Here is a 17,688-nt window from a genome sequence, read left to right on the forward strand (position 1 = left end):
GCTTCAAAACGAGTCTTGTCCGGCTAAGCCGTCGCGCGCAGCACAGGCTCCTGCGCCACCTCATTCTCGAAAGCGCGAATGCCGGCCTCGAACGATTCCAGCATTTCCTCGATCTCCGCTTCCTTGATCGTCAGCGGCGGGCACAGCATCAGCCATTCCCCGAACGAACCGCCGGCGGTGCGGCGAGAAAAGAGCAGCAGCCCATGCTCGCGGCAGATCATCCCGATCCGCTCGCCAGCTTTGATATGCCCCGGAAACGGCTCCTTGGTGACGCGGTCCGCGACGATCTCGACCGCCATGTGCAGCCCCAGCCCGCGGATGTCGCCGATGACGCCTGTCTTTTGCTTCAGGGCCTCAAGCCTGGAACGGATCAAGGCGCCCAGCCTGGTCGCCCGCTCCATGAGGCCGTCTTCTTCAACGACACGGAGGACCATGTCGGAGGCCGCGCAACTGACCGGGTTGGCCGAATATGTATGACCGTGCTTGAATCCGCCGGCGCGGCGAACATCCTGGACCATGTCCGTGGATGCCAGCACAACCCCCAGCGGCGCGTAGGAGCCGCTGACGCCCTTGGCCAGGGTTACGATGTCGGGTCGGCAATCGGGCCAATGATGCCCGGCCAGGAACTTGCCGGTGCGGCCAGCCCCGCTCATGATTTCATCATAGATCAGCATGACGCCGTGTCGGTCGCAGATCTGGCGGATCCGGGTGGAGTAGCTGTCCGGCGACACCAGCGCGCCGGTCGACACGCCGCCGACGGGCTCGATCATGAAGGCAAGCACGGTCTCCGGGCCTTCGCGAAGGATTGTTTCCTCCAACTGTCGCACACAGCGATCGACGACGTCCTGTTCGGATTCGCCGTTCGGCCGCCTGTAGGTCAGCGGGGCATCGACCTTGGGCATGTCGACAAACATCGGCTTGTAGGCCGCGGCATAGTCGGGGTCACCCGTAATACCCAGCAGGGCCGTAGTGGCGCCGTGATAAGAGGGAATGCGGCTGATAATCTTGTAGCGCGACGACTGGCCGCGAGCGACAGCGACCTGTCGTGCGAACTTTATTGCTGCCTCGTTCGCCTCGGATCCGCCAGAGACGAAGAACGCGGCCCCATAGCCCCAGTCGCTCATCCGTTCCAGGCGCGCTGCCAGCCGCTCGTTTGGATCGTTGTCCCAGCGCATGCTGTGGGCATAGACGATGCGGCTCATCTGATCGCGCATGGCCTCGAGCACCCGGGGGTGAGCATGGCCGACATTGACCGATATCGCGCCCGACGAACCATCGAGAAGGCGGCGGCCGGTGCTGTCCCAGATGTAGACGCCCTCGCCACGAACGACCTTAGGGAACTCCATGCTGCCCTCAGGCGTGATGAAATGCTGATAGCGCAGTGTCATGGTTGGTTCCTCACAGTCGTCATAGGGTGCCGACCGGGCGCAAAGGCGAAGTCGCATTCAGAAGCGCAGGGTCGGGATCGTTGCCGAAGAGCATGCGGTGGCGGGTGAAAGCGAGCAGCTCGGCGACATGCCCGTCATTGTTGGGGTCTTCCGGAAATGCGCTGCCGAAGATCTCGTCCACGTAGATGCGCGTCATGATCTCGTCAGCGAAGGCGCTGGTTGCATGTCCCACGAACCGGTCGAACGCGGCTGGCACCGGGCGCTTCGTATGCTTCATGGCGATTTCGGACAGGACGTCGGCCCATTGCGCCGTCAATCGCAGCCAGACTTCATTGGCTTCCTGATCTTGCCTGCGCATTTGAAACAGTGAGCGGAACAGTTTCCTGCGGCGGCGAAAGGCCCCCACGATTTCCAGGAACGTCGCCTTCATCCGCGAGAACAGATCGTCGAACTCGTTGCCTTCCGGAATAGCCGGGGCGATATCGACCGCGGCGAATTCCGAAAAGACCTCGATTGCCAGTTCACGGATGCCGGCGAAATGCAGGTAGAAGGTTCCGGCAGCCACCTTGGCTTTGCCAGTCACCGCGCTGATGGTCAGGTTGGAAAGGTCGTTTTCTGTCAGGCAGTCGACTGCCGCGCGTTTGAGCTTGGCACGGGTTCGAGCGCTTTTGCCTTCGCCATTGCTGCCTGTGATCTGCGCATTGAGCTCCGCCACATAGCGATCGCCGAGCGCGATGGACGAGCCGGCAGAGTTCGTTGTCGATGGGTGGGGCGTATCCATGATCGCTCGCTTCATCGGTTCAGGAGGCAGCCGCAAGAAGCGTTCGGTCGGGAAGCGCCTCGCCGACCAGAACCTCGAATTTCGCCGCAAGTCCGGCCAGATCCAGCTCGGACTTCTGCTTGCCGGACAGGTCCATGACCACTTTTCCCCTGTGCATCATCAAGACCCTGTCCGAATGCGCCAAGGCATGACCGAGATCGTGGGTGACCATGATGGTCGTTATGGCCTGCGCCCGGATGATGTCCTCGGTAACCTCGGCCACAAGCTTCGCCCGCTTTGGGTCGAGCGCGGAGACATGTTCATCGAGCAAAAGCACGCGCGGATTGCGCACCGCCGCCATTGCCATGGCAACGGCCTGGCGTTGCCCGCCGGAGAGTGTGCCGGTGGATTCGGTGAGCCGGTCTTCCAACCCCATGCCGAACTTGCACAATGCCTGGGCAGCCGCCTCTCGCACAGCTGCGCGGTTGTAGCGCCGCAAGCCGAAAGCACGCTCGCGTCCCATGATCGCCAGCGCAAAATTCTCCTCGATGCTGAGTGATGAAAGGACGTTGTGCTCTGGATTCTGACGCACCAGGGCAATGCGGGAAGCACGCTTCCAGGAGGGCTCTTCGCTGACATCCTTGCCGTCAATGTGCAGCGACCCCTCGTCGAGCAATTGCGTGCCCATCAGGATGGAGAGCAACGTCGACTTGCCTGCGCCGTTCGAACCGATGAGGGCCACACAACTGCCGGGCGCCACATTGACATTCAGCCCGTCCAGCGCCGTGAAGACCTCCCGCTTGCCCAGCCCGGCGAAGCGCTTTGTCGCATTCGAGAGCCTGATTGCGGGAACCGGCGATCGCGTTTCAAAGAAGGCTTGAGACACGGTCATTCTCCAGAAACTGCAGGTGCTTGCGGCGGCGGCTGCGCCAGCTTTCGAAGCCGGCCTGGCCGAAACTGCCTTTGGCGTGAATACGCGCCGCGATGAAGGCGAAGACCAACATGGCCGTGATCAGGCGCACGGAATTGGGCGGCACACCAAGTCTTAGGCTGAGCGCAACGATGCAACGATAGATAACGACGCCGACGACGACGGCGGCGATGCCGACGGCAACCTTGTCCGAGCGGATCATGCTTGTGCCGATCGTAAGCGCGGCCAGTCCGACAACGATGACGCCGCCCTGGATCGAGACGTCCATGAACCCCTGGCTCTGGGCCACCAGCGCGCCTGATGCGGCCGCGAGCGCGTTAGCCATCATCAAGCCGAAGATCTGGTGCTTTTCGGTGCGGATGCCCATCCCGCGAGCGGTCTGGATGTTCAGCCCGGTGGCACGGGTGGCCAACCCATACCCTGTGTGAAGCAACCATATCAGGAAGAGCGCCAGAACCAGGGTGACGGCCCCGGCGACGAGAATGGTCGCCAGCTGATTTCCGAGCCCGCCATTTTCGACCCAGGTGAACAAGGTCTCGAAACGAACCAGGGAAACATTGCCCGTTCCCATCACCGCGATGCTGACGGACCATGCCGCGGTGGTCATCAGAATTCCGGCGAGCAGCACATTCATCTGGAGCACTACATGGAGCAGGGCGGTGATCAGCCCTGCAATCCCTCCCGCGCACATACCGATCGCTAGCGAAGACAGTGGATCGAAGCCCATGATGAGGCTGCTTGCCGCAGCAGCCCCTCCAATGCCGAACGAACCTTCGAGCGTCAGGTCCGGCAGGCTAAGCACGTTGATGGCGAGGTAAATTCCCAACGCCAGTGGAGCGTAGAGCAGCCCGATCTGGGTACCGATCAAAAGCACGTCCAAAATCATGGTCGCCTCAATAGGTCTTGACCGCGGAAGAAAGCATGCCGGCCGGTATCGTCAACCCGAGCGCCGCAGCCTCGGTCTTGTTGATCTCGTAGCCAGCGATCTTCGGCACAATGACAGGCATTGTCGCTGTGTCACGACCTTTGAGCACCGCGATCACCTGCTTGGCCGTTTCAGTTCCCACGTCCACATAGCTGTAGCTCCCCGCTAGAATTGCGCCACCTTTGACCGCATCCGAGGTGCAGCCGAACACCGGCAGCTTCGCGTCCTTTGCCACTTTCAGCGCGCCGGCCATGCCCGAGATCGTGGTCGTATCGCACGGAAACTCGATTGCCTGCACGCGACCAACCAGCGACTGTGCCGCTTGCGTGGTCTCGCCCGCATTTGCAATGCCGGCGGTTATATGCTTGCGGCCCTTGCCTTCGATATGCGCGGTTGCGCGGGCCGCGAGCGGGTCGCCCGCGGGATCGCCGACCTTGTAGATCAGGCCAATGGTCTGGATGGACGGCAGGATGTCGAGCATGCCGTCGATCTCGGATTCGACTGGGAGCGGATCGGAAACCCCCGTCATGTTGCCACCCGGCTTGTCGAGCGCCTTGATCAATCCCGCTTCTACTGGAGTGGAGACCCCAGCGAACACGACTGGGACGGTCTTTGTGGCTTGCTGGATCGATTGGGCTGCGGCAGTGCCGACTACGACGATCACGTCGCATCCGCCGCTGGCGAACTGCTGGGCGATCGTCTGCTGCGTCGCGGCATCGGCCTCGGGATTCTGGATGTTCTGGACGATCTTCTCGCCGCCGGCAGCCTTGAACCCAGCGTCCATGCCTTTGAGAATGTCATCAATCACCGGGGCGGAGGCGTATCTGTTAACGCAAACGGTTTTGCCTGACAGGGCGGAATCCTCGGCCAGCGCATTGGCTGAAAGGGCTAGAACCGTGCTGCTAGCCAACGAAAATGCCATCAATATCTTCATTTCGGTTCCCCTTTGGTTCGACGTATTCGTCGTTCTTTTTAGTCTCAAGAATGAAAATGAATTCAGTTTCAGTTTTTGTCAAGCGCGAATTCCCGGCAGAGACGGCTCGAACGCCATTCGGTCGCGGGCCGTGCTCGCTACGCCCGCTGCAATGTGGACTAAAACCGCCAGAGGCTCAGCTCGTATGGGCGACGAGCGGGGCCACCGTTTCGGGGAAGAAGTCGGGCGCTGCCTGGCGCTTGCCGAACATCATGTCGTACTGGATCAGGCGGAAATCGTTGATCCCTGGATCGATCTGCTTCTGCCTCGACCAGTCCGGCGTCGCTTCGCCGGAAGGCGACAGCAAGAGGTTGCGGTCGACCACGCGATAGTGCTGGCGCAGCGTGCCGAGGAAGCCGGTGTAATAGGGGTGCGTGATGCCGGCTGTGGTGAGGATGTGGTAGGGCAGGAAGGCCGGGCTCACTGCTCCCATGTTCTGGACCAGGCCGGAGCGGTTCGACCAGATGACCAGCGGCGTATTGTGGTGATCGAGCGCCGCTTCCGGCGTCGGCTCCTTGCGCGGCGCGACATTGTCCTTGAGGAAGCCTGTCTCGACATAGACAGGGCCGAGCGGCGGCAGATGGTCGCCAAAGAAGGCCACGATCGTCGGCCGCTGGCGCTTCTTGGCCCACTCGACCAGCCGCTGCAACCCGCGGTCGGCGTCGGCCGAGCCTTCGGCGTAGGAGAGCAGCGATGCTCGCGCCCATGCGCTGATCGGGGCATCGACGGTATGGGTCGGGTTGGGATAGCGGTTCGGCTCGTAAGGCCCGTGGTTCTGCAGGCTGACGGCGAACAGGAACACCGGATCGTCGCCGGCGTCGGCCTCGCGGATTATCTCGTCGGTCATCGCCGCGTCGGAAGCCAGCGGCCCGCGCTTTTCCATCGGCGGCAGCGTCTCTTCCGAGCGGAAGTCGTTGAAGCCGAAATCGGCATAGACCGCGCCGCGGTTCCAGAACCAGTTGGTGCCCGGATGGATGGCGCGCGCCCTGTAACCCTCGCTCTTCAGGAAGGTCGCCAGCGACGGCGTCGGCGTGCGCACATATTGCTGGTAGGGGATCGAGCCTGCCGGCAGGAAGGCGTTGGAGAAACCGGTCAGCGCCTCGAACTCGATATTGGCGGTCATGCCGCCGAATTCCGGTGAGAACATCGAGCCTGAGCGCATCGCCCTGGCGGTCGGGATGGGATCGGGGCTGATGGTGACGCCGGGCAGTTGCGTCGGATCCCAGAAGGATTCGCTCATCACGACGATGATGTCTGGCTTGTCGTTGGGCACCGAGGCGGTGACTTCCGGCCGCTGGATGGCGGCCATCGTCTTTTCCGAATAGCCCGCCGGCGCTGAGACATGCGCCATCGGCACGTTGAGCGCGAAGGCCAGCGCGAAGCCGTTGGAGGCGTAGTTCTCCTTCTGGTCCCACATCATCGGGATGATTTGCAGGCGGTCGCGCGTCCACGAGAAAGTTGCGTAGTCCATGATCGAGACGAAGCAGGCAAGCACCGGTACCGCCAGCATCAGCCGTGCCAGCCGGCCCTTGCGGCTGAGGATCGGCACCCGACGGCGCCAGTAACGCCAGCCATGGACGAGCAGAGCGAGGCCACCCACGATGGCCACCGCTAGCAGCGCCGCCGTCCACGGCCGCTCACGCACCAGGAGCGGCATCAGCGCCATGATCTGTCGGGCAAAGAGAAAATCCGTCGGATAGAGCGGATCGCCGAGATAGTGCGATTTCTGGTGACCGACGAAGGCCAGCGCCAAGGTCAGCGGCGCGACGATCATCAGGCTCTGGTGGCTGCGGCCGAGTATGGCGTCGAGGCCGATCAACACCAGCGCGAAGACGATGATGGTGGTCCAGCCCGGCTTGAACGGCTGCAGGAAAAAGCCGACCGCGCCGGAGAAGTCGCCGCGAAAAATCCACTCGATGGCGAACACCAGGAGCGCGGCGGTGAGAAGCGTTACGAGGCCGTAGCGTATGGTCGGCCAGGCCCGCCCCGGCAGATAGCCGGTGGATGGATCATCTTCCAAAAACTGCGGCGCGGGTTTGGCCGCGCCTTTCCTGATCCTTGCCAACGTCACTTCCCCCAAACCCGCCACGCGTCTTCTATTCGCGTGAAGCGCGTCTTCCACACGCGCGTCACGCAGCTGTCATTAAACTGTCACGCAAAGCTAGCGCCTGTGGCGGAAATAAGAAGAGCCAGCAAACTAAACGTGAGCGTTTGTTATCAGGTGTGATTGTAAAAAAGCCTTCTGGAACAGGGAGTCAGCCGCGTTTTTCGGCTGAAAATAGCGGCTGGACGGGCGTTCGCGGACTTGACTTGGCCGTCCGCCTTGCGCAGAGGCAGGGAAAAACCTGCCGTTGGAGTGCCCAATATGGCCGTTGCATTCACTTTCCCGGGACAGGGCAGCCAGTCCGTGGGCATGGGCAAGGACCTTGCCGATGCCTTTCCCGAGGCGCGCCGCGTCTTCGAGGAAGTCGACGAGGCGCTTGGCGAGAAGCTGTCGAAGTTGATCTGGGAAGGGCCGGAAGAAACGCTGACCCTGACCGCGAACGCGCAGCCGGCGCTGATGGCGGTGTCGCTCGCGGCGCTCAGGGCGCTGGAATCGCGTGGCTTCTCGCTCAAGGACAAGGTGGCTTACGTCGCCGGCCACTCGCTCGGCGAATATTCGGCACTTGCCGCGGCGGGCTTCGTGTCAATCGCGGATGCCGCGCGGCTGTTGCGCATACGCGGCAATGCCATGCAGGCGGCGGTGCCGGCGGGCGAGGGTGCCATGGCGGCGATCATCGGGCTGGAGCAGGCCGACGTTGAGGCGGCTTGCGCCGAAGCGGCCACGGGTTCGGTCTGCCAGATCGCCAATGACAATGGCGGCGGCCAGCTGGTGATTTCGGGCGCCAGGGCCGCGGTCGAGCTGGCGGCCAGGCTCTGCACCGAGAAGGGCGCCAAGCGGGCGCTGATGCTGCAGGTTTCCGCACCGTTCCATTCCGCGCTGATGGCGCCGGCGGCCGACACGATGCGCGAGGCGCTGGCCGCGGTCACCAAGACCGCTCCGGTCGTTCCCGTCGTCTCAAACGTCACCGTCACGCCCACCACCGATCCGGACGAGATCGCCCGCCGCCTCGTCCAGCAGGTGACCGGCCGCGTGCGCTGGCGCGAGACGGTCGAGTGGTTCGGCGCCAACGGCGTCTCGACCCTCTACGAAGTAGGCGCCGGCAAAGTGCTGTCGGGCCTCGCCCGGCGCATCAACCGCGATATCGCGACCAGCGCTGTCGGCACGCCGGCGGAAGTCGAGGCGGCGCTCGCCTCGCTCGGCTGAGACTGGCGATTTGATCGCATCCGTGCCAAGGGTGCTCTCTGAGATCGGGAGATAGGAATGTTCGAACTGACCGGCCGCAAGGCGCTCGTCACCGGCGCATCCGGGGGCATTGGCGAGGCGATCGCCAGGGTGCTGCACAGCCAGGGCGCGATCGTCGGCCTGCACGGCACCCGCATCGAGAAGCTGGAGGCGCTGGCAGGCGAGCTCGGCGACCGCGTAAAGCTCTTTCCGGCCGATCTAACCGATCGCGACGCGGTCAAGGCGCTCGGCCAGAAGGCCGAGGCCGACCTCGAAGGCGTCGACATCCTGGTCAACAATGCCGGCATCACCAAGGATGGCCTGTTCGTGCGCATGTCCGACGCCGACTGGGATTCCGTGATCGAGGTGAACCTTACCGCCGTGTTCCGGCTCACCCGCGAGCTGACGCATCCGATGATGCGCCGCCGCCATGGCCGCATCATCAACATCACTTCGGTGGTCGGCGTCACCGGCAATCCCGGGCAGACGAACTATTGCGCCTCCAAGGCCGGCATGATCGGCTTTTCCAAGTCGCTGGCGCAGGAGATCGCCACACGCAACATCACCGTCAACTGCGTCGCCCCGGGCTTCATCGAATCGGCCATGACCGACAAGCTCAACGACAAGCAGAAAGAGGCGATCATGGCCGCCATCCCGACAAGGCGCATGGGCACCGGCCCCGAAGTTGCTTCCGCGGTTGCCTACCTCGCCTCTAATGAGGCGGCTTACGTCACCGGCCAGACCATCCATGTCAATGGCGGCATGGCGATGATCTGACGGGCGCTGATTTGCCGGACCGGGATCGGGCGCCTGTGAAAACAGCCATTTCGGCTTGGACGCCCGCTATTTTTCGTGTAATGCGGCCGGCAACCCGGCGGTTCGGGCAAAAACCGGCCCTGTGGCGTTGCGTTTCCCACAGGACCATCTTTCAGCTTGATTAGCGGCATTCCGCCCGCTAACGAAGACAACACAATGTAAGACGAGGATGCCCCAAATGAGTGACACCGCAGAGCGCGTCAAGAAGATCGTCATCGAGCATCTCGGCGTCGATGCCGACAAAGTGACGGAGCAGGCGAGCTTCATCGACGATCTGGGCGCGGACAGCCTCGACACGGTGGAACTCGTCATGGCGTTCGAAGAAGAATTCGGCGTCGAGATTCCGGACGATGCCGCCGAGACGATCCTGACCGTCGGCGATGCCGTGAAGTACATCGACAAGGCCTCGGCCTGAGGCTTTCCGCAGGCATTATTACCGGGGAGGACCTGCGATGAGGCGTGTCGTCGTCACGGGCCTTGGCCTGCTTTCGCCTTTTGGCATGGGTGTTGAATACAGCTGGAAGGGACTTCTTTCCGGCCGCAGCGCCGCCCGCCGCGTCACCGAATTCGAGGTGGACGACCTTGCCTGCAAGATCGCCCACATCATTCCGCGCGGCGACGGCTCCAACGGCACCTTCAATCCGGAGGCCGTGCTTGAGCCGAAGGAACTGCGCAAGATCGGCGACTTCATCCTCTACGGCATCGCGGCCGCCGACGAAGCGCTGGCTGATTCCGGCTGGAAACCCGAAACCTACGAGGATCAGTGCGCCACCGGCGTGCTGATCGGTTCAGGCATCGGCGGCATCGACGGCATCGCCGAGAACGCGATGATCCTCAAGGAGCGCGGCCCGCGCCGTATCAGCCCCTTCTTCATCCCCGGACAGATCATCAACCTGGTCTCCGGCCAGGTTTCGATCCGGCATGGCCTGAAGGGCCCCAATCACGCGGTCGTCACAGCCTGCTCGACCGGCGCGCATGCCATCGGCGATGCCGCCCGGCTGATCATGTGGGGCGATGCCGACGTCATGGTGGCTGGCGGCGCCGAGGCGCCGGTGACCCGGCTGTCGATCGCCGGCTTCGCCGCCTGCCGCGCGCTCTCCACCGAGCGCAACGATACTCCCGAGACGGCATCGCGTCCCTATGACCGCGACCGCGACGGCTTCGTCATGGGCGAGGGCGCGGGCGTCGTCGTGCTGGAAGAGCTCGAGCACGCCAAGGCGCGTGGCGCAAAGATCTATGCCGAAGTCACCGGTTACGGGCTCACGGGCGACGCCTATCACATCACCGCGCCGTCCGAGGATGGCGATGGCGCCTTCCGCTGCATGACCGCCGCGCTGAACCGGGCGAAGCTCTCGCCTGCCGACATCGACTACATCAACGCTCACGGCACCTCGACCATGGCCGACACGATCGAGCTCGGCGCCGTGGAGCGCCTGGTCGGCAACGCCGCCTCGAAGATATCGATGTCGTCGACCAAGTCATCGATCGGTCACCTTCTGGGGGCGGCGGGTGCCGCGGAGGCGATCTTCTCGATCTTGGCCATCCGCGACAACATCGCGCCGGCCACCATCAATCTCGACAATCCGGAACGCGAGACGGCGATCGATCTCGTGCCGAACAAGCCGCGCCAGCGCCAGATCGATGTGGCGCTGTCGAATTCCTTCGGCTTCGGCGGCACCAACGCGTCGCTCGTCTTCCAGCGTTATGATGGCTGAAGGGCCAGCAGGAGCAGTTCCAGGAAGAGCACGCGGTGGTTTTCCATCAAGAATTGTCCGGACACAGATAGCTAACCGGCAGTCCCGCCACCTGCCGTCATTTTTGCCAAATTCTCCTCTAGCCTTTCGCTGGGGGATTCGTTGCGAGATGAGACGGTAGGGCGCCATGAATACAAATACGGGCGGCGGTGGGGAATTCGGACAACGTCAGACCCAAGGCCCAATCGTGCCCAAGACGGCGGCCGAGGCGCTGCGTCCGGAAGCCGGCACGCCGCCGCCACTGTCGAAGCGCTCGCGCGCTTCGCGCAGCCAGATCGTCGTCTTCCTGAACTTCTTCCTCTCGGTGGCGATCCTGTTCGTGCTGGCCTCCGGGGCCGCGCTCTATTTCGGCATGGAGGCTTTCGTCGAGCCGGGGCCGTCCGCCAACGGTGATACCTTCCTGATCAAGCCGAACACCGGCGTGCAGGAGATTGCCGATCAGCTGGAGCGCCGCAACCTGATCAGCGATGCGCGCATCTTCAGGCTGGGCGTGCGCGCTTCCGGCAATGATCAGAGCCTCAAGCCCGGCGAATACGCCATCAAGCCGCACGCCTCGATGCGCGACATCATGGATCTGCTGAAGAGCGGCAAGTCGGTGATGTACTCGCTAACCATTCCCGAAGGGTTGACGGTCGAGCAGGCGCTTGAACGCGTAGCCGACCAGGAGGCGCTGACCGGCGCCATGCCGGCGGCCATGCCGCCTGAAGGAAGCATCGCTACCGACACGCTGCGGTACCCTCGCGGTTACACCCGCCAGCAGATCGTGGACAAACTGCTCGCTGACCAGAAGAAGCTGGTCGAGGAAGTCTGGGCACATCGCGCGCCCGACCTGCCAATCGCCAATCAGCAGGATTTCGTCACGCTGGCCTCGATCGTCGAGAAGGAGACTGGCAGGGGCGACGAGCGCTCGCGCGTGGCGGCCGTGTTCCTCAACCGGCTCGCCAAGGGCATGCGGCTACAGTCAGACCCGACCATCATCTACGGGCTGTTCGGCGGCAAGGGCAAACCGGCCGACCGGCCGATCTATCAGTCGGACATCGACAAGCAGACGCCTTACAACACCTATTTGATCAAGGGCCTGCCGCCGACGCCGATCGCCAATCCGGGCCGCGCCGCGCTGGAAGCCGTCGCCAATCCCTCCAAGACCGACGATCTCTATTTCGTCGCCGATGGCTCGGGCGGCCATGTCTTTGCCGCGACGCTCGACGAGCACAACCAGAACGTCGCCCGCTATCGTGCTCTGCAGAAGAAGCAGGCCGACGCGGCAGCGAAGGCATCCGGCCAGACCACGGCGCCGGCCGCACCCGATGACAACGCCACGGGCGGTACCGACGGTGGCAGCACGGGGGTCGGTCCCGGGGCCGCCGGAGAAAATGGCGACGCGGGCGGCGACGACGCCCAATAAGGGGGCCGACGCCGAGCGTCCTTTGACGTCGGGCCATATTCATGTTTTGAGGGGGCAGGCGGCGCCAGGCCGAAGGTCTCGCCGTTTTCAGTGGGCACGCAGGATTCGGGGCACGAAGCGCCCGATCATGTGGCAGGGGTGGCATAGATCATGAATGTGCAGAGCATGACCGGTTTCGCGCGGTCCGTCGCCGAATGCGACGGCACGTCGATCGCCTGGGAGGTGAAATCGGTCAACGGCAAGAGCGTCGAGGTGAGGCTGAGGTTGCCGCAGGGCTTCGACCGTCTGGAGACCGCCGTCAGGCAGACCGTGCAGAAGCGTTTCGCGCGCGGCAATTTCCAGGCCACGCTGACGGTCGGCCGCGCCGCCGCGCAGCAGGCGCAACCGGTGGTCAATGAGGCGTTCCTCAAGGATCTGGCGGGCCTCGCCAAGCGGCTGCAGGAGCAGTTCGGTACCCAGCCCGCCACCGCTGACGGCCTCTTGTCCCTGCGTGGCGTCCTCGACATTCCGGAAGCGCTGGAGACCGAGGAGGAGCGGGCAGCCCTCGACGCCGCGATCATGTCGGCGCTCGACACCGCGCTCGCGGGGTTGGAACAGGCGCGGCAGAACGAGGGAGCGGCGCTGCGCTCGCTGCTGTCCGGCCACATCGACGCCATCGAGGCGCTGACGCTGAAGGCGGAGGCCGACCGCTCGCGCGAGCCGGCGGCGATCCGCGAGCGTATCTCCGAGCAGGTGCGCCTGCTGATGGACGCCTCGGCCAATCTCGATGCCGCGCGGCTGCATCAGGAAGCGGCCTTCCTGGCCACCAAAGCCGACATACGCGAGGAGATCGACAGGCTGAAGACGCATGTCGCGTCGGGCCGTTCACTCCTGCAGGGCGGTGGCGCAATCGGCCGCAAGCTCGATTTCCTGGCGCAGGAATTCAACCGCGAATCGAATACCTTGTGCTCCAAGTCGAACGCCGCCGCGGTCACCGCGATCGGTCTGGAGCTCAAGGCGGTGGTCGACCAGTTTCGCGAACAAGTGCAGAATCTGGAGTGACGGGAATGGTTGCCAAGGAGCCGACGGCCGCCAGGGATCTGGGGTCCCGTATCCGCCGCCGTGGACTGATGCTGGTGCTGTCGTCGCCATCCGGCGCCGGCAAGTCGACGATCGCGCGCAATCTCCTGGAAAGCGATTCGAGCCTGGAACTGTCGGTATCGGTCACAACCAGGCCGCGTCGAGGCTCCGAGATAGAGGGCGTCCACTATCATTTTCGCACCATGCGTGAGTTCGAGCGGCTGCGCGATTCCGACGCGCTGCTCGAATGGGCCGAGGTGCACGGCAATTGCTATGCGACCCCGCGCGAGCCGGCGGAGATAGCGCTTGCCGAAGGCCGCGACATGCTGTTCGACATCGACTGGCAGGGCGCCCAGCAGCTCAAGGAGAAGATGCGCGCCGACATCGTTTCGATCTTCATCCTGCCGCCGTCGATGAAGGAATTGAAGGCGCGCTTGAAGCGCCGCGCCGAGGACCAGGAATCCGTCATCGAGACCAGGCTCAAGAACGCCCGACTCGAGATCGAGCATTGGAAGGAATACGACTTCGTCATCGTCAACGACGATCTGGACCGCGCTTTCGCCGAAGTTCGCGCCATCGTCACGGCGGAGCGCCTGCGTCGCGACCGCCGGCCCGGCCTGTTCGATTTCATCTCGGGATTGCTAGACGAGAAGACGCAATAGCAGAGGCGATGCTTCCAACACCGTTGGGCCGTCACTACTAGCATCAGCCGTCCGGCAGATCGTCCGGCCAACGTTGCGCTCCGTGAAGCACACGCAAGATCCGTATTGTGCTCTGCGTCAGCTGGTAGGCCGCGACATAGGGCGTCCCGACGATGACAAGCTCTCGGGTCCCTGCAAGTCTGCCGGGGCGGCCGCTCTCGGGAAAGTCGCGAAGCCGCTTGGTCGAGGCGGCGATCCGCTCATCGACGGCAATCGCGGCCGCGGGATTGTCGGTCTCGATATGCGAGAAAATCCTGTCCCGATCCGAAAGCGCGAGGACCGACCAGACGATCTTCAAGGCCCGGTTCCACCGGCCTTGCCTCGCGCTGCTGCGCGCCGCTCGGCAAAATGCGCTTCGGCTTGATCGTCAGGAATATCGGGTCGGGTGTCGTCGAGCGCCTCACGTACCTTGGCGCGAAACCACAGATCGTATGCCTCACTGTTCGTGACCAGATCGATGGGCAGGGCGCCCTCGTTGGCAGTACGGGTGAGGAGTATCCGCACCGCATCCGAAACCGTTAGTCCCATGCTCTCAAGCACGGCGGAAGCCCGATCCCGGATATCGGCGTCAATACGCGTCTGGATGAGTGCGTTCATTGGCATGGCAGTTTCCTTCATTGCGAATGTAATGCATTTGAATGACAGGCGCCAGCCCTGCCATGCTCCTGTCTCATCTTGTAGTCATAAGGAAGTTGAAAGCGGCTGGGCGCCGTGCCGAAGACTGGGACCTTGACCTTCTCGCCGCGACGGTGAGAAGACGAGCTACACCGCGTTCGTCAGCCGCACGAACTCTTCCACGCTGAGCGTCTCGGCGCGGCGCGTCGGGTCGATGCCGGCGCGGGCGAGCAGCGCCTCGCCGCCCAGGCTCTTGACGCTTTGCCGCAGCATCTTGCGGCGCTGGCCGAAGGCGGCTTCGGTGACGCGGCCGAGCTTCCTGCCGTCGGCGGGCAGGGGAGACTGGCGCGGCACGAGATGCACGACCGACGAGGTGACCTTGGGCGGCGGCGTGAAAGCCTGTGGCGGCACGTCGAAGGCGATCCGCGCCTCCGTGCGCCAGCCGGCGAGCACACCGAGCCTGCCATAGGCGTCGCTGCTGGGGCCTGCCGTGATGCGCTCGGCCACCTCGCGCTGGAACATCAGCGTCATCGACTGGTAGAAGGGCGGCCAGTCGGCCACGGTCAGCCAGCGGATCAGAAGCTCGGTGCCGATATTGTAGGGCAGGTTGGCGGCGATCTTCACCGGCCCGCCATTCGCCTTGGCCGCGAGTGCGGCGAAATCCGTCTTGAGCGCATCGCCGGGAATGACCTCGAGGCGACCGGGATAGTGGCTGGAGACTTCGGCCAGCGCCTCGAGGCAGCGTTCGTCGCGCTCGATGGCGACCACGCGTCTGGCGCCGTTGAAGAGCAGCGCCCGCGTCAGGCCGCCGGGGCCTGGCCCGACCTCGATCACCGTCGCCTCGGTGAGGTCGCCGGCGGCGCGCGCGATCTTGCTGGTCAGGTTGAGGTCGAGCAGGAAATTCTGGCCAAGCGCTTTCTTGGCCTGCAGGCCGTGGCGCTCGATCACCTCGCGCAGCGGCGGCAAGCCGTCGATGGTCACGCGCCTTTCACTCACCTCAGGCCTCATGCAGCGGCGGCCTGGCGGCCGCTGTCGGCCAGCCGCCGCGCCAGCCTCAGCGCGGCGATCAGGCTGTCGGCGCGCGCAATGCCCTTGCCGGCGATGTCGAAGGCCGTGCCATGGTCTGGCGAGGTGCGGATGAAGGGCAGGCCGAGCGTTACGTTGACGGCCTCGTCGAAGGCGAGCGTCTTGGCCGGGATCAGCGCCTGGTCGTGATACATGCAGAGCGCTGCGTCATAGCCGGCACGGGCGCGTGGATAAAACATCGTGTCGGCGGGCAGCGGCCCGAACGCATCGATGCCTTCAGCCTTGAGCATCTCCACGGCCGGCCGCACGATCATGATGTCCTCAGTACCCATCGAGCCGCCTTCGCCGGCATGCGGGTTGAGCCCGGCGATGGCGAGCCGCGGCCGGGCGATGCCGAAGCGCGCCCTTAGATCCGAGGCGGTGATGCGGGCCGTCGTGACGATCAATTCGGTCGTCAGCACCTTCGGCACGTCGGCCAGCGCGATGTGGATGGTGACCGGAACGGTGCGCAACTCCGGGCCGGCAAGCAGCATCACCGGGCTGACCTCGGCGCCGGTGTGGCGCGAAGCCAGATGCGCCAGATATTCGGTATGGCCGGGAAAGCGGAAGCCGGCGTCGTAGAGCGGCTTCTTGGCGATGGGGCAGGTGACCACCGCGGCGGCGCGTCCGGCAAAGCAGTCGGCGACGGCGCGGTCTATGGCCTCGATGGTGCCCGCCGCATTGGCGGGATTCGGCTCGCCCGGGCTGTCGAGATGGCGCGCGTCGAGCGGCACGACCGGCAGGGCGCGGGCAAAGTGGTGCGCCGCCTGTCCGGGCAGTGTTTCCACGATCGCCACATTGGCGCCGATCTCGCGCGCCCGCGCTTCGACGAGGGCCGGATCGGCGATGAGGTAGAAGAGCGGCACGCCGGCGCTGTCGCCGGCCTGCCAGGCGGCGATCGCGATCTCAGGGCCGATGCCTGAGGGATCGCCGATCGTGAGAGCCAGTGGTGTGTCGTCCTTGCGCATGCTCATGCCAACCGGTCCGGACGGCGGCGGGAAAGACATCCGGTCCGGTCGCGCGCCTCGATCCAAACGTCGTCCTAGCGCTCGACGATCTTTGCCTTTTTGTGCAATTCGTCGAGGTATTTCTTGCTGAGCTCTTCGGCGTCCTTGTCGTTGCCGCCCTCGGCCTGGAAAACCATCTGCGCGGCCTTGTCGTCGGAAACCTCGCGCGAGGAGCAGATGCCGATGAACTCGATGCCGCGTTCGGTCTCGCGCGTCGGCGTGGCGCCGCCGACCTTGGTCGCCTTGATCTGCTCGGCCCAGTCCGACGGCAATTGCGGCGCCAGCACGCGGCCGAGATCGCGCACGGTGACGTCGAGCAGACCCTTTGCGAATTCACGCGTGGTGTTGCACCCGTTGAAGCGGGCGCGCATGGCGTCGGCCTCGCGCTTGCGCTTGGCGAGCGTTGCTGAGCGCTCGGACGCCGGAACCACGAAGATCACCTGCTGCAGCATGTATTCCATGGCCGTTGGCTTGGCGCCGCCCTTGTCGAGCATACGGCGAACCGCGTCTTCCTCGGTTACCGCGCCGCCTTCACCGGAACGGTAGCGGGCGCTGAGCGCCTGGCCCCAGGCCATCTGTGCGCGGATGAACTCCTTGAAATGCTCCTTGGTCACGCCCGACTGCGACATGATGGCGTCGAGCTTCGCGAGTGGCATCTTGTTGTTAGAAGCGAAGCGCTGATAGGCGGCGTCGACCTGCTGGTCCGTGATGCGGATCCCGAGTCGCTTGACTTCGGCCATGCGCAGGGTCTGGTCGATCATTTCCTGCTTTGCATCGCCCTTCTTGTGCTGCAGCTTGAAGAACGCTGCCCTGTGGGCGATGTCGTCGCTGGTGATCGGTATGCCGTTGACGATATACTTGACCTGGCTGGCAAAAGCCGGCGGCGTCATCACCGTGATCGAAACCGAGGTCGCCGCCACGAGCAGCGCGAACCCTGCCGAAAACAGGTATTTCCTCATCTCAC

The 17,688-nt window shown here is 64.1% G+C and carries 18 protein-coding genes; 7 read left to right on the forward strand and 11 right to left on the reverse strand.

Annotated features, from left to right (window positions below):
* Positions 1 to 23: 23 nt before the first annotated feature.
* The 6 genes from Q0L57_RS10415 to Q0L57_RS10440 all read right to left on the reverse strand — a co-directional run bounded on the left by Q0L57_RS10415 (position 24) and on the right by Q0L57_RS10440 (position 7,042).
* On the reverse strand, positions 24 to 1,388 hold the full coding sequence (locus Q0L57_RS10415; protein WP_296742167.1) for an aminotransferase class III-fold pyridoxal phosphate-dependent enzyme: 1,365 nt from the start codon (positions 1,386 to 1,388) through the stop codon (positions 24 to 26).
* Positions 1,389 to 1,407: 19 nt separating this feature from the next.
* Entirely contained in the window at positions 1,408 to 2,169 is a 762-nt protein-coding gene (locus Q0L57_RS10420) for a TetR/AcrR family transcriptional regulator (RefSeq protein WP_296742169.1), read from the reverse strand.
* A 19-nt stretch (positions 2,170 to 2,188) separates the two neighbouring features.
* The gene (locus Q0L57_RS10425; RefSeq protein WP_296742171.1) at positions 2,189 to 3,040 is read right to left on the reverse strand and encodes an ATP-binding cassette domain-containing protein; all 852 of its coding nucleotides are present in this window, start codon (positions 3,038 to 3,040) and stop codon (positions 2,189 to 2,191) included.
* Positions 3,015 to 3,965 carry an ABC transporter permease gene (locus Q0L57_RS10430; protein ID WP_296742173.1) on the reverse strand — a complete coding sequence of 317 codons (951 nt, stop codon included), beginning with the start codon at positions 3,963 to 3,965 and terminating at the stop codon, positions 3,015 to 3,017. Before Q0L57_RS10430 ends, Q0L57_RS10425 begins: the two co-directional genes overlap by 26 nt.
* 7 nt (positions 3,966 to 3,972) lie before the next feature.
* Complete coding sequence (locus tag Q0L57_RS10435) at positions 3,973 to 4,938, reverse strand: ABC transporter substrate-binding protein (protein ID WP_366940888.1); 966 nt, start codon at positions 4,936 to 4,938, stop codon at positions 3,973 to 3,975.
* Positions 4,939 to 5,113: 175 nt separating this feature from the next.
* Positions 5,114 to 7,042, reverse strand: a complete 1,929-nt coding sequence (locus Q0L57_RS10440) for an LTA synthase family protein (protein WP_296742178.1) — start codon at positions 7,040 to 7,042, stop codon at positions 5,114 to 5,116.
* A gap of 300 nt (positions 7,043 to 7,342) precedes the next feature.
* On the opposite strand from Q0L57_RS10440, the gene fabD reads away from it, so the two are divergent.
* From fabD to gmk, 7 genes are all read left to right on the forward strand, one after another.
* A complete protein-coding gene (gene fabD / locus Q0L57_RS10445) occupies positions 7,343 to 8,284 on the forward strand; it encodes an ACP S-malonyltransferase (RefSeq protein ID WP_296742181.1) in 942 nt (313 codons plus the stop codon).
* Between the two features lie 57 nt (positions 8,285 to 8,341).
* Positions 8,342 to 9,079 carry a 3-oxoacyl-[acyl-carrier-protein] reductase gene (fabG, locus tag Q0L57_RS10450; protein ID WP_296742184.1) on the forward strand — a complete coding sequence of 246 codons (738 nt, stop codon included), beginning with the start codon at positions 8,342 to 8,344 and terminating at the stop codon, positions 9,077 to 9,079.
* Positions 9,080 to 9,296: 217 nt separating this feature from the next.
* Positions 9,297 to 9,533, forward strand: coding sequence for an acyl carrier protein (locus Q0L57_RS10455; protein ID WP_006203723.1), 237 nt, complete (start codon positions 9,297 to 9,299; stop codon positions 9,531 to 9,533).
* 37 nt (positions 9,534 to 9,570) lie between these two features.
* The gene (fabF, locus tag Q0L57_RS10460; protein ID WP_296742186.1) at positions 9,571 to 10,833 is read left to right on the forward strand and encodes a beta-ketoacyl-ACP synthase II; all 1,263 of its coding nucleotides are present in this window, start codon (positions 9,571 to 9,573) and stop codon (positions 10,831 to 10,833) included.
* Between the two features lie 166 nt (positions 10,834 to 10,999).
* The gene (gene mltG, locus Q0L57_RS10465; protein ID WP_296742189.1) at positions 11,000 to 12,277 is read left to right on the forward strand and encodes an endolytic transglycosylase MltG; all 1,278 of its coding nucleotides are present in this window, start codon (positions 11,000 to 11,002) and stop codon (positions 12,275 to 12,277) included.
* A gap of 150 nt (positions 12,278 to 12,427) precedes the next feature.
* A complete protein-coding gene (locus Q0L57_RS10470; RefSeq protein ID WP_296742192.1) occupies positions 12,428 to 13,318 on the forward strand; it encodes a YicC/YloC family endoribonuclease in 891 nt (296 codons plus the stop codon).
* Positions 13,319 to 13,323: 5 nt separating this feature from the next.
* Positions 13,324 to 13,998 carry a guanylate kinase gene (gmk, locus tag Q0L57_RS10475; protein ID WP_296742195.1) on the forward strand — a complete coding sequence of 225 codons (675 nt, stop codon included), beginning with the start codon at positions 13,324 to 13,326 and terminating at the stop codon, positions 13,996 to 13,998.
* 43 nt (positions 13,999 to 14,041) lie between these two features.
* On the opposite strand, the gene Q0L57_RS10480 is transcribed toward gmk, so the two are convergent.
* The 5 genes from Q0L57_RS10480 to Q0L57_RS10500 form a co-directional block, all read right to left on the reverse strand.
* Positions 14,042 to 14,335 (reverse strand): type II toxin-antitoxin system RelE/ParE family toxin, encoded by a 294-nt coding sequence (locus tag Q0L57_RS10480; RefSeq protein ID WP_296742198.1) that lies wholly within the window; start codon positions 14,333 to 14,335, stop codon positions 14,042 to 14,044.
* Entirely contained in the window at positions 14,332 to 14,640 is a 309-nt protein-coding gene (locus tag Q0L57_RS10485; protein WP_296742201.1) for a type II toxin-antitoxin system RelB/DinJ family antitoxin, read from the reverse strand. The genes Q0L57_RS10480 and Q0L57_RS10485 overlap by 4 nt, the downstream gene beginning before the upstream one ends.
* A 159-nt stretch (positions 14,641 to 14,799) precedes the next feature.
* Positions 14,800 to 15,633 carry a 16S rRNA (adenine(1518)-N(6)/adenine(1519)-N(6))-dimethyltransferase RsmA gene (gene rsmA, locus Q0L57_RS10490; protein WP_296742228.1) on the reverse strand — a complete coding sequence of 278 codons (834 nt, stop codon included), beginning with the start codon at positions 15,631 to 15,633 and terminating at the stop codon, positions 14,800 to 14,802.
* Positions 15,634 to 15,656: 23 nt separating this feature from the next.
* Positions 15,657 to 16,685, reverse strand: coding sequence for a 4-hydroxythreonine-4-phosphate dehydrogenase PdxA (gene pdxA / locus Q0L57_RS10495; RefSeq protein ID WP_296742230.1), 1,029 nt, complete (start codon positions 16,683 to 16,685; stop codon positions 15,657 to 15,659).
* 74 nt (positions 16,686 to 16,759) lie between these two features.
* On the reverse strand, positions 16,760 to 17,683 hold the full coding sequence (locus Q0L57_RS10500) for a peptidylprolyl isomerase (protein ID WP_296742205.1): 924 nt from the start codon (positions 17,681 to 17,683) through the stop codon (positions 16,760 to 16,762).
* Positions 17,684 to 17,688: the final 5 nt, after the last annotated feature.

This window comes from Mesorhizobium sp. (genome assembly GCF_024509055.1).
In the GTDB taxonomy this organism is placed as follows: domain Bacteria; phylum Pseudomonadota; class Alphaproteobacteria; order Rhizobiales; family Rhizobiaceae; genus Mesorhizobium.